Source organism: Shewanella sp. 10N.7, assembly GCF_020806285.1.
Taxonomy (GTDB): domain Bacteria; phylum Pseudomonadota; class Gammaproteobacteria; order Enterobacterales; family Shewanellaceae; genus Shewanella; species Shewanella electrodiphila.
On the sequence record NZ_JAJGZS010000002.1, the window covers coordinates 55,646 to 67,906 of the forward strand.

The 12,261-nt window shown below is 39.9% G+C and carries 8 protein-coding genes and 1 pseudogene; 2 read left to right on the forward strand and 7 right to left on the reverse strand.

Annotation, left to right across the window (positions count from 1 at the left end; all coding sequences use genetic code 11):
* Positions 1-33: 33 nt before the first annotated feature.
* Together LMH66_RS02220 and LMH66_RS02225 are read right to left on the reverse strand one after the other, a co-directional pair.
* Positions 34-3,072, reverse strand: coding sequence for a TonB-dependent receptor (locus LMH66_RS02220; protein WP_229368252.1), 3,039 nt, complete (start codon positions 3,070-3,072; stop codon positions 34-36).
* 317 nt (positions 3,073-3,389) lie between these two features.
* Complete coding sequence (locus LMH66_RS02225) at positions 3,390-4,310, reverse strand: polysaccharide lyase family 7 protein (RefSeq protein ID WP_420709395.1); 921 nt, start codon at positions 4,308-4,310, stop codon at positions 3,390-3,392.
* A 1,265-nt stretch (positions 4,311-5,575) separates the two neighbouring features.
* On the opposite strand from LMH66_RS02225, the pseudogene LMH66_RS02230 reads away from it, so the two are divergent.
* A pseudogene (locus tag LMH66_RS02230) lies at positions 5,576-5,704 on the forward strand (tyrosine-type recombinase/integrase); the annotation flags it as partial.
* A gap of 316 nt (positions 5,705-6,020) precedes the next feature.
* Here LMH66_RS02230 and bioD read toward each other — a convergent pair.
* From bioD to bioB, 4 genes are read right to left on the reverse strand one after another with little or no spacing between them, the layout of a single operon-like run.
* Positions 6,021-6,695 carry a dethiobiotin synthase gene (gene bioD / locus LMH66_RS02235; protein ID WP_229368463.1) on the reverse strand — a complete coding sequence of 225 codons (675 nt, stop codon included), beginning with the start codon at positions 6,693-6,695 and terminating at the stop codon, positions 6,021-6,023.
* 16 nt (positions 6,696-6,711) lie between these two features.
* A complete protein-coding gene (locus tag LMH66_RS02240; RefSeq protein WP_229368255.1) occupies positions 6,712-7,527 on the reverse strand; it encodes a methyltransferase domain-containing protein in 816 nt (271 codons plus the stop codon).
* 46 nt (positions 7,528-7,573) lie between these two features.
* Entirely contained in the window at positions 7,574-8,686 is a 1,113-nt protein-coding gene (locus tag LMH66_RS02245; protein ID WP_229368257.1) for an 8-amino-7-oxononanoate synthase, read from the reverse strand.
* A gap of 18 nt (positions 8,687-8,704) precedes the next feature.
* Complete coding sequence (gene bioB / locus LMH66_RS02250) at positions 8,705-9,757, reverse strand: biotin synthase BioB (RefSeq protein WP_102528380.1); 1,053 nt, start codon at positions 9,755-9,757, stop codon at positions 8,705-8,707.
* Positions 9,758-9,867: 110 nt separating this feature from the next.
* Between bioB and bioA the strand changes: the two genes are divergently transcribed.
* A complete protein-coding gene (bioA, locus tag LMH66_RS02255; RefSeq protein WP_229368264.1) occupies positions 9,868-11,223 on the forward strand; it encodes an adenosylmethionine--8-amino-7-oxononanoate transaminase in 1,356 nt (451 codons plus the stop codon).
* Between the two features lie 384 nt (positions 11,224-11,607).
* On the opposite strand, the gene LMH66_RS02260 is transcribed toward bioA, so the two are convergent.
* On the reverse strand, positions 11,608-12,129 hold the full coding sequence (locus LMH66_RS02260) for an Lrp/AsnC family transcriptional regulator (RefSeq protein WP_229368268.1): 522 nt from the start codon (positions 12,127-12,129) through the stop codon (positions 11,608-11,610).
* Positions 12,130-12,261 lie beyond the last annotated feature (132 nt).

Consider the following 12,261-nt stretch of genomic DNA (forward strand, 5'->3'; position numbering starts at 1 on the left):
ATTTAGCTTGTTTTATTTAAGTACTAGACTTGGCTAGTACTTAAAGCTGACACCTGCAAACAGGCGAGGACCGTAATCACTTACTTGACCTAAGTTACCTTGGGTATAGAAGTCATCACTGCGAGGCTCACTGAACAAGTTAATTGCTGAAACTTTAATACGAAAGTGTTGATTGATTTTGTAAGCGGCACGAGCTTCCCAAATACCTGCCTCATCAACATAACGCAGTCTTGTGCCGTTAGAAGTGTATGGTTGGAAGTATTCACTACGATACTTGTAGATAAGAGCAGTATCAAAACCGCCTATTTGATAGTAAACCTGTCCATTGAATACATGCTCAGAAAATCCAGGTACTGAGGCAGGAGGAACAATACCTACGGTATCCTGAATAGCAACACCATCTAAATCAGTAGTAAAGGTACTACCGTAGTTACTATCTTCAAACTCATAGGTTGTATCTGCATAGTTATAACCAAGCTTCACACCAATGCCTAAATCCCAACGATACGAGAATGTCGCTTCAAAACCATAAAGGTCACTATTTTCGTCAGTAGTGACTGAATTAGTAATAGGTAAAGAAACTTCCACACCGTCAACGATAAAATTCTCTAACTGTGTTTGCTGTTGGTAACCGCCATTGAATTGCTTGTAGTAAACACCTAACGCTACCATAGAGTCATCGCTTGGATACCATTCAAAAGCAGCGTCATAGTTCCATGACATTAATGGTTGAAGATCAGGATTACCTGAACCATTAACACCAACCAACAAATCTTCAACTGATTCAGGGTCATCCGAGTCATCGGTTACGAATGTGCGGCTATAACCTAGATCAGATGGATCTGCACGTGACATACCTCGGTAAATACCGGCCCTTAGGAGAATATCGTCACTATAATCAACGACTAAGTTAAAGCTTGGGAGTACTTCAGTGTAATCACCACCACCAACAATCTTTTCAATACTTCCGTCTGGTACTAATTCGACGATACCTGTCGCCGGATCAGTGACAACGTCGAAACCTTCTCTAAAGCCAATAGAGGTAATGTCAGAGTTCACTACACGAACACCAAAGTTACCACGAATAAATTTACCAAACATTTCAGTGTCGTAATTAAGCATGGCGTAAGCAGAGATAGTTTCTTCTGTTACGTCAATAGTACCCGCATTCTCGTATGTAACCTCTGGGTATGCGAATTCGCCGCCTTGTGATGCTGCTACTGCTTGAGAGAAACACTCGTTATTGTAAGTTGCCCACGAAGCGCCTGTACCGCTTTCTACAACATTACCTGAACTGTCAACATGGGTGATAATATCACCGTCAGAAACACTAGATAGAAAATCAGTCTCAGGGAAGGCTATTTGGCAACCTTCAAGTACATCGATGGCCGATGTTGCAGATTCATCTAAATTAAATGTCGTTCTTGAGCCATTACCGTTCGTGCCACCAAATTGAACAAATGTTAGCTCAGAAACGCGAACACCAGCTTGAACGCCACTAAAAAAATCACCGTCTAGAATATAATCAATATCAAGGCGTGCACCCATAATTTCGTTGTCGCGGACATTTTCTCTGTCGATACGAGTACGAAGGCTATCAGTAAAATTGGAAATATCAGTCACATCAAAATCAGTAACTGTGAAATGAGGAATATATTCACCTAAATCCCAAGATAAGAAAGGACGAGAGCTCGTTCTTCCTCGGTTTGTTATTTGTAGTTCTTCACGGCTAGTTTTAGAATAGCCAAGGTCAAGACTAATCTTTAGATCATCAGAGAAAAAATGTTCAACGTTCAAGCCATATCCACGATAGTTTTCTTCACGCGAAAATTGCTCGCCCGCAGATTCAATACGTTCTTCACCTTCCCAATGTAGAATACCGCCAACATCGTTTGTGATCAGATTTTGTCCCGTTACACCCGGTGTAACGCGCTTTTGTAAGAAAATTAAATCATGACGTGCTTCTGCTTGGGTACGATCTGAAATTTGCGCGTCAAAATTGATATCCCATTTATTTGAGGGTTGGTATTGTAGAGCAAAGAATAAAGCGTCTCTTTCATCAGATGTTTCATTTTGACGGAAGCTTCGGCTTGAGCCAGTCCATGCGTATTCTCTGCCATCATCTACTGCAAGACCAGTATCTGGATCAATTTCATTATTATAACCTTGGTTATTCGAGCCAACAATTTCATCCTCACAATCGCCCGCTTCACTGCGGAAAAAGCCAGTATTGGTATCGGTTGGATCATTCAAACATGCCCACAAAGATGAACCCGTTGGGCTTGAGCTTCTATATTCAGCTTCTGGCTGGCTAATATCTTGACGCTGAAAACCCACACTCAAACCAAATGCTTGACCGTTATCAAACTCAAATTGATCAACATAACTTAGTGTTCCACGGTAGCCCAAATCATCTTGAAGTGAATTTTCAACGTTTGCTTGGTCTGGGTTGTAGTTAGCTTTCACTTCAGCCTGAAAACGTTGCTTACCAAAATCTAAAGGCTTAAGTGTCTCCAGGGTAATAACACCGGCAACCCCACCTTCAATCATGGAAGCGTCTTGTGTTTTATAAATAGCTACTTTCTGCATCAACTCTGATGGGAACTGAGAAAAGTTAACTGAACGGTCACCACTACCATTGGTCGCTTCACGGCCATTGATGTTAGTGGCACTTAAGAATGGGCCTAAACCACGAATACTGATTTCAGTAGCACCACCATTTTCACGGTGAGATGATGCACCCGTTAATGTTTCTAGCGCCTCACCAATTGAAAGTGCAGGTAAATCACCAATATCTGAAGCAGATAAACCGTCAACAACCGTGGTAGAGTCACGCTTTATTGCAATTTGGTCTTGAATTGTTCTACGTGTGCCAGTAACTACAACAACTTCTATATCATTATCAACTTTATCTAGATTTTCAGTTTCTGCTTCTTGTGCTAATGCCGAAAATGCAAAAGAACTGGTTACAGAAGTAAATGCAGCAAGCTTCATCCATTTTGCTATAGGTGAAAGCTTGAACTTCCCTATTTTATGGATGGGTTTTGTTTTTTTACTTATTTTCGTCGACATACCTTACTTCCCCTTAGTATTTTAATAAGCATGTTAATGCCATATATTGGTATATTTTTTATTGCTAGCAGGTTACTGCCATTAAATTCTTATATTTATTATTGCAAGCAGATTACTGCCATTAAGTTCTTATATTTATTATTGCAATCAGGTTACTGCCATTAAATTCTTATATTTAAATTAGAGTTATATTAATTTCAACAGACGAAACCCAAACAAAAGTTTTAACCTATTAATTTAAATAAAAATATAACCAATAATTGTAGTTACGAATTACGAGTTACGAGTTACGAATTTTATATTGATAAAAAACTTCGCTAAAACTTATAACCTTTATGCATGTTGTGGATATGATAAAAAGTGGCTTGCACATAATCACCTTCGGCGCCGCCATTGTTTTGGTTATAAACACCCGCTTTAAAGTACATATACTGGTTACTAGCACTGTAACCACTATCTTTCATATCGTAGTACTTAGTAATATTAGGCTTACCTTCCCTGATTATAGTGACGAACAACACTTCATCTTCGACGGAAATTTTATAAGAGAATTTTTCGTTTAAGGCGATGCCGTCATCAGGGTCTGACAAATTATGTGAACGTGAGCCAATCATATTTATCCAAATATCATCACCATCATTTATTTCATGGGCAAAATAAATAGCCCCTTTCGAGTTGGCTGGTAATTTTCGGTAATATAAACGAATAGGTTCGTCATCCGTCGCGTGAATTTGCCCGATGACCACGCGTCCAACCTTTTTTATATCACCTGTGGTAGATACTCGGTTTATTGCCAAAGTCCCTTCCAAACTGCCTTCAACACCTCCAGACTTAGCTTTCGCCGAACCATGCGCATTGCTGAAAACCCAGTTATTTTTAGTCAGGCCACGAGTTTTAATTCGAACATTACCTCTACGTAGCATTTCGCGTAGTTCGGTTCTCGCATATTTTGTATTTTTTGAGGTCTTGGCACCTACGTTTGGGCAAGCGAATACCAAGCCACCATCATCTGCTGTATAAAAAAATGGCTTTAAGTTAAAGCCTTTACCTAATGATTTCTCATAGACGGTATCCGCTTTTTTATCTTCGTTGAGATCGGTTGGCAACGTTAACGACCAATCGAGTAAGTCAAAATTTTCACCAGGCTTTTTAAGCGGATCGAGTTTTGACAAATCCCCTAGTAAAACACCTTCAGCAAGGCTAGTGTGTGACTTAGGAATAAGCGTATTCTCCTCAATCTCCTGAGCATTGAGTGATGCGCTAAAAACAGTTAAAGCAAAAACTAGCACAGCGAAAACGTCACACATTTTCTTTTGAATATGTCGGTAAGATTTATATGTGTTGATATTGGAATCCTTTATAATTTACAATCTCTTTGTTGAATATGATCGTGTATTGTTCGGCTTAACTATTTTCATAGCTTACTTAGAATACCTATATGCGCAGCATGAAGTGGCGCACCTACACATGAACTTAACTAACCCTGAAAAACGTAATAAAAATAGGTAAGACTTTGCTTCTAATTAACACCAAAAATTATCTAATTTCGTTTTAAAAATAAGCAGAACTCTTTGTTGTATATGATCAAAGAGCTATGATTAATTGTTACGCACAGAATCACACACAACCCACCTAACACACCCATACACTTAACAACTTGTTCACACCTGTAACTTTGTGTTAAACAAAATATAACCAACACAACATATCATTGTCAACCAAAATAGTGCCGCAAGCATTACCAAAAACCAGAATTGGTAGTAACAAGGGAATAAAAAAGACTAACGCATTGGCTTGACATATTTTTCACAAAACAAAAAGAACATGATAAACAGAAACTTATAGGAGGAACGAGCTGTTATTGTTGAATGGTTTTTATATTCACTACCAATGGATATGACAACATTACCAAATAACAGAACAAAGTTAGTCAGTGACTCAGCTGTATCCCAAATTTACAAAGGTTTATTACCAATTATCCATATAGGTATTACCAATAAATAGTGTAATGAGATTACAGTTCAGAACTAATATGCAGATTATAAGCTGTACGATAATTCGTATTGATTGTGATTTATCATTAATGATCTTGTTGAACGAAGCTGCGCTGTCAGGCGCATTAGTGCTTATTTCGATGCATGTCCTGATAACCTTTCAATCGATGATTTGAAGCGCTACTTTGCCAGTTTGATTGCCTTACATTCGTGGAGCACCGTGAAACTTGACCGTAATGGGTTGCACAATCACTTGTAAATAGGTCTATCGATATGTCCTTGACCAGCAGTGGCAGTGGCTTAATATTGTTAAGCCGCCACAAGTCAATAGACTGCCAGATATGCTTACGCCCGCAGAAGTCTCTATCGTTATTAGTCTTACTCATAAGCTGCGATATCAAGTGTGTTTTCACACCTTATACAGTAAGGGATTGCGCCTCGGTGAGGCTATTTGACTTCAGGTTGGTGACATCGATTCACGGATGATGCAGGTGCACATTCGTAACGCCAAAGGTGGGCATGATATAAGGACCGTACAAGAACTACTTGGGCATAATGATGTAAAAACAACCCAAATATATACCCATATTGCAGGCTTACACCAAACAGGTGTTTTAAGCCCTATGGATATAAAGTAATAAATGTAAAAAGTGATTAACTTTGAATGCGATTTACTTTTAATGCGCTAGGGCCTGTTGATCTTTCGAGGTTATTTTTGCAGCGAATTGTTGGTCATTTGTACAAGGCAGAGACTTTGTGGTGTAGTTATTCTACATAAAAAGTTGATAACGCTGTAAAAAGGACCAACAAACGCTGCCCGAAGGGTTCGACTAAAAGCGTTTTACTCTTTGTTGAATGCATCTTTGTGAATAAAAGGTGCTTAGATGACTAGGCATCAATTCATTCGCCTCGATTAAAACGCTTTTATTTCGAACAAAACTTAACCAGCAAAGATCAACAGGCCCTAGTAAAGCGAATAGATTGAGCAGCTTGTTTTGCGGTTGGGTTAGATAAGTGAGGGACATACCCCATAAACTCAGAGGTCATTATTTGTTTTAACGTCGCGAGGTTTTCATCTTGATATGCCATGTCAGGATCCACTTGATTCGCCACCCACCCCACGATGGTTAATCCATCAGCCAATATCGCTTCTTGGGTTAATAAAGCATGATTAAGGCAACCTAACTTCATGCCAACCACCAAAACAATACCGACTTGATGTTGTGTTGCTAACAATTTAACACTGTCAGATAAGTACTCGCCATTGCCTAGTGGTAAACGCCAGCCACCAGCGCCTTCGATTAATCCAAAATCAGTATTTTTGAGCTCAGTTAGTGGTAAGGAGTCCACTACACCTAGTGCCGTCAACGCTAGCCCTTGTTGCTTAGCCGCAATATGCGGTGCAATAGCTGGCTTAAATGCAACGGGGTTGATTTGCTGATAATCAAGCTTGATATTTGACTCTGCAATTAGTGCCAAGGCATCGCTATTTCTCAGGCCGTTTTCGGTTTGTTCACAACCAGAAGCGATGGGTTTAACACCAATTTTAGTGCCTTCTGCCGCATGTAATAATGCTGACGACACTAAGGTTTTTCCGCTATCGGTATCAGTGCCTGTGATGAAATAAATCATTGCGATAAACCTTCTATTTTTTTGTTATCTGCAAATAGGTAATTTGATATGTCAGTGGAATACCTTCAGCTTGTCGCATCGTTTCAGCATGTTGCTTTAATGCTAACCAATCCTTACGGCCACGAAGTGATACCTTTTCTAATCCTGTGCGGTTTGTATGCGAGCGACTTTTATTTGAGCCGCTTTTATCTGAGCAGCAGCTATGCGAGTTTTCTTGATGAGATTTTACCGAAGCACCAACACCTTTTATTGAATAAAGCATCGTTCGTAAATCATTAAAATAGAGCGATTCACTGCATTCATTAACTGAATCAACTTGCCAATATTGGCTATCGATTGCTGCTGTTATTTGTTCAACGGTTCGAAAAGCGTTGTGCCCTAACCCCAACGTTTCAAGCTCAAGTAAACTGCCACTGGTAACAATACTGATAAAACACGTGGCTTTAGGTTTAACGACTCGATGAAACTCGTTAAATACTGCCGTTAAGTCACCGCACCATTGCAATACTAGATTTGAATATAGTCCATCAAATTGTTGCTGAGATAAAGGTAAGTTAGCAGCATCGGCGCACAAGGTAAGATATGAAGGAAAAGACTGGTTTACTATTGCCAGCATTTGCTCTGATAAATCCACCGCAGTCACTTTGGTAATGTCTTGTCCGTACGCAGTGAAATCGGTGCCAGGTCCGCAGCCAATATCAATCACATCGCCAGAAAGAGTTGCTTTGCTTAATAGTTTTTCAGCGGTGATCCGCTGCAACACATCATGTTGTTTATAAGTTGTCGCTGCCTGAGAAAACTTCACTGCCACAGGGTTATTTGAGTTCATTCACGCTCTCGAAACGATACATTTATCATAAAAGTATGCTTAAAAATTAAATTAAGGTGGCTAATACACAAACCAATTCAGCAATATCATGCTTACTATGCTGCGCGTTAATCGTAACGCGAAGCCTTGCTTGCCCTGCGGGTACTGTCGGTGGCCTTATCGCCCCAACTGCAAAGCCTAAATCAAAAAGTTTGCTCGCTATTAACACTGTCTTATTACTATCACCAATGAGAACAGGTTGAATAGCAGTGGTTGAATCGGTGAGTTCAATATTGTTTTTGCCACAAGCCTGCCTAAATTCAGCAATATTGGCATTCAAGGCTGCTAGCCTTTGTGGTTGTTCTTGGGTTAATTTTACTGCAGCTAGTGCCAAATATGCACTGGCTGGTGATAACGCTGTTGAATAGATATATTGGCGAGACTGAGCAACCATAAAATCAATCACTGCTTTGGGACCTAATATGGCTGCGCCCTGACAACCAAGTGCTTTACCAAATGTCACCACTTGGATATCGCAAAACTTACCATTGGCTTGAGTTGGCGTGACCCCAAAGCCATGGGCATCATCAACCACAAGCAAACTATTATACTGCTGACACAAAAGCTGTAACGACTTTAATGGTGCTTTATCACCATCCATGCTGAAGACACTTTCGGTAATAACCACGCTATTGGGATTACGTTCGAGTAGCTGCTTGGCATGATTTAAATCGTTATGTTTAAAGCGTTTAAAGACTGCCCCGCTATCTCTTACTCCATCAATGATTGATGCGTGAATAAGCTTATCGGCGATCACCACATTGTTTGAGTCAAATAGGGTTTTAACTAACGCTTGATTTGCACTGAAGCCTGAACAAAAAAGTAGCCCAGCTTCATGTCCTGTGAGTTCACATAAACTCTGTTCTATTTGAAAATGTGCTTGGTTATAACCTGAAACTAACGGCGAGGCTTTACTGCCTACGCCATAGATTGTTGCCCCTTGTGTAAGGGCATCAACCATTTCATTGGCACTCGCTAATCCTAGGTAATCATTATGGCTAAAATCGATAACGCTTGGATTGCTATTGTCGTGAGACAATTTACGCTTTCTGAGTAAGCCATCATTATTCAGTTGCTGCATTCGCTGACTGATTTTATCTAAGATTGGATGACTTACCATATCAAAACCTATTAACGATTAAATTGCGCCAGCATCAAAAAACTGTTGAGTTGCTTTATCTTTTTTGGCATTTGCTTTGGCAAGTAAAGCACTGTCTGATTCGATATCAGCAGATGGACCTTGCTCAGGATGTAACCCCAAGCGTTTAAATAAAGTCATATCATCGTTTTCTTCAGGATTTGGTGTTGTCAGTAATTTACATCCGTAAAAGATCGAGTTTGCACCAGCAAAGAAACACATAGATTGCAGTTCATCGGTCATATTCTCACGACCTGCAGATAAACGTACACGAGATTTAGGCATGATGATGCGCGCCACTGCAATCGTGCGCACAAATTCAAGTGGGTCTAAATCATCAATTTTTTCAAATGGTGTGCCTGCTACTTTAACAAGCATGTTAATAGGTACTGAATCTGGATGTTGTTCAAGGTTAGCCAGTTGCTGTAATAACCCTGCACGGTCGGTGGCTTTTTCACCCATACCTACAATACCCCCTGAACACACTTTCATGCCAGATGCGCGAACATTTGATAGGGTATCAATACGGTTTTGGTATGTACGAGTCGTGATAACGTCGCCGTAGTACTCAGGCGATGTATCTAAATTATGGTTGTAGTAGTCAAGACCTGCACTAGCTAATTCATCAGCTTGATCAGGTGACAACATGCCTAAGGTCATGCAGGTTTCCATGCCTAACGCACGAACATCTTTCACCATTTGAGTTAAATAAGGCATGTCACGTTCACGCGGGTTACGCCAAGCTGCTCCCATACAAAAACGTGATGCCCCTGCAGCTTTGGCACTTTTCGCTTCGGTAATCACTTTTTCGATTTCCAGTAAACGTTCTTTTTCAAGACCCGTGTCGTAGCGCGCACTTTGCGGGCAGTATTTACAGTCTTCAGGACAAGCACCGGTTTTAATCGATAATAGGCGACTAATTTGTACTTCGTTAGGATCAAAGGTTTCACGATGAATACTGTGAGCTTTAAACAGTAAATCATTCATTGGTAAAGCAAATAGTGCTTCAATCTCTGCTTTAGTCCAGTCGTGACGGATCGCTGACGATGACATGGTTAATCCTTTTTTATTCATTTTATATTCACTTTATATTGGGTTAGGATACCTTCAGCGTTTAAACTGTCAATGCTACCAAGCACCACACCTTGACTAACGGTTAAAATATGAACAACTTAAATTCTCAACACTCTGACTCGCCAATTAATTCCGAAATCGACTTTGCATTCGATAAGCAACATATTTGGCACCCATACACTTCAATGAGTCAAGCCGCAAAAGTCACCGGGGTTCATTCAGCCGATGGTTGTGAATTAACCTTATCTGATGGCCAAGTAGTAATTGATGGCACTAGCTCTTGGTGGGCTTGTATTCATGGCTATAATCGTCCTGAAATTATTAATGCCATGCAGCATCAATTAACCACATTAAGCCATGTGATGTTTGGCGGTATTACCCATGCACCAGCAATTAACTTGTGTAAACGCTTAGTGGATATGACCAGTCCAAATCTGACTAAAGTGTTTTTAGCCGATTCAGGTTCGATTGCTGTAGAAGTTGCCATGAAAATGGCCATGCAATATTGGCAAGGTAAAAACCAGCCATTGAAACAACAATTGCTCACCGTTAAACGTGGTTATCATGGCGATACGTTTGCAGCCATGAGTGTCTGCGATCCTGATAATGGTATGCATACTATGTTTGGTAATGCTGTCACTGAGCAATTATTTGCCCCTGCGCCGCAGTCTGACTTTAATCAGGCGTTAGTAGATGGCGATACGGACACCTTAGAAGCAATATTAAAAGCTAATCATCAGCACATTGCCGCCATTATCATCGAGCCGATTATGCAGGCAGCTGGTGGTATGCACTTTTACTCAGCCGATTACTTAGTCGCTTTACGCGCCTTGTGTGATAAATACCAAGTGCTGTTAATTTTAGATGAAATAGCAACCGGTTTTGGCCGTATAGGTAAGCTGTTTGCCTATGAATATGCCAATATCCAAGCTGATATTTTGTGTTTAGGCAAAGCCTTAACGGGTGGCTATATTAGTCTTGCCGCCACAATCTGCAGTGATGAAGTTGCACAAGGCATTAGTGACTCCCCAGCTGGCGTGTTTATGCATGGTCCTACTTTCATGGGAAATCCATTAGCCTGCGCAGCTGCTGATGCCAGCTTAGCCATATTACAAACGGGCAAGTGGCAACAACAAGTCAGCGACATCGAATCGCAAATGACACTTGAACTCGCAGAGGCTATTCAATATCAACATGTAAGAGATGTGAGAGTGCTTGGTTCTGTCGGTGTGATTGAAATGGAAAGTGCAATCAATACCGGCGCACTGCAGCAAGCCTTTATTCAACTTGGAGTTTGGATAAGACCCTTTGGTAATGTCATATATATCACCCCGCCTTACACCATTAGCTCAGTTCAGCTTACTAAGCTGACCACAGCAATGAAAACCATTGCTGCAGATATTACTCAAGAACAAAGCAGTGCAGATACTTTTAGTAATGGCTAGCTTTTTTAATGACAAAATTGCAGTAACGGCTGCCTTTTAACATAACTGACTTGTTTTTATTCTGACTTTGAAATGCTGGCTGTGTTTAATCTCTGCAATTCATGCCAGTAAATAGTGCCTGTCAAAAGTTAAATACGGCTAGATTAAAGACCTGTTATCAGCTTTGATAACGGGTCTTTTTCATTTAGAAGAGAAATTATGGTTTATCGATTTAGCAAACAAATTTACGCTGAACTTATTCTGTATAAAGAGTCATTAACCCAAAAATCCTAACCAGAATCTGCGACAGTTTTAAATAATAAACAATCTAATGTGAATAACTATGATAATTGTTCTTAGGACATTAATTCCTGTGTCACGATAAAGCATATTAAAGTTCAGTTATTAAGCTGATTCGCTCTCTTGCGCATTATCATCTAGCCATTTAAGGCTGCCTAATGGGTAACCTAAAAACCACTTACTGCGCTCTAATACGATACGGGTTTTAATATTTTTAATGCTTAACTCTGGACGATCTGATAATTCAGTACAAATTTCATTAAGCTTTTTGATATTTGGAAAACAACTAAGGGACATATAATCCACATCACCACTTAGCTGCATGCAATCCATAAATTCTGGAATGTCTTGAATCGCACTCACAAATCGGCGGCTAGAAGGCGCACTGTTGTCACGTAAGGTAAACTCGACATATGCCAGTACGTGTTCACAAATTTGTTCTAAATTCACATCAGCGTGAAAGGTTCTAAAATAACCAGCTTCTTTCAGCGCTTTGACTCTTTGAAAACACGCACTGGGTGATAAGCTGACTTTATCGGCTAATTCGATATTAGTGAGATCGCCTTCAAGGTGAAGTGTGGCCAAAATTTTCTTATTGTAACTATCAATTTTTACTTTCTTTTTCATTTTCAGAAACCTAAGCCTATATTTACCTTGCCTATAATGGATTATCTCTCATTTGGTTGCAAAATTTCGTTAGTTTTATCTCAAAGCGATAATTTTTCACTGCATTTAAATAGCATTACAAAATATTATTTT

Coding starts and splice junctions, on each gene's coding strand:
- bioA (WP_229368264.1), top strand. CDS start 9,868: ATGAACAACTTAAATTCTCAACACTCTGACTCGCCAATTAATTCCGAA.
- LMH66_RS02240 (WP_229368255.1), bottom strand. CDS start 7,527: ATGAACTCAAATAACCCTGTGGCAGTGAAGTTTTCTCAGGCAGCGACA.
- bioB (WP_102528380.1), bottom strand. CDS start 9,757: ATGTCATCGTCAGCGATCCGTCACGACTGGACTAAAGCAGAGATTGAA.
- LMH66_RS02220 (WP_229368252.1), bottom strand. CDS start 3,072: ATGTCGACGAAAATAAGTAAAAAAACAAAACCCATCCATAAAATAGGG.
- LMH66_RS02260 (WP_229368268.1), bottom strand. CDS start 12,129: ATGAAAAAGAAAGTAAAAATTGATAGTTACAATAAGAAAATTTTGGCC.
- LMH66_RS02245 (WP_229368257.1), bottom strand. CDS start 8,686: ATGGTAAGTCATCCAATCTTAGATAAAATCAGTCAGCGAATGCAGCAA.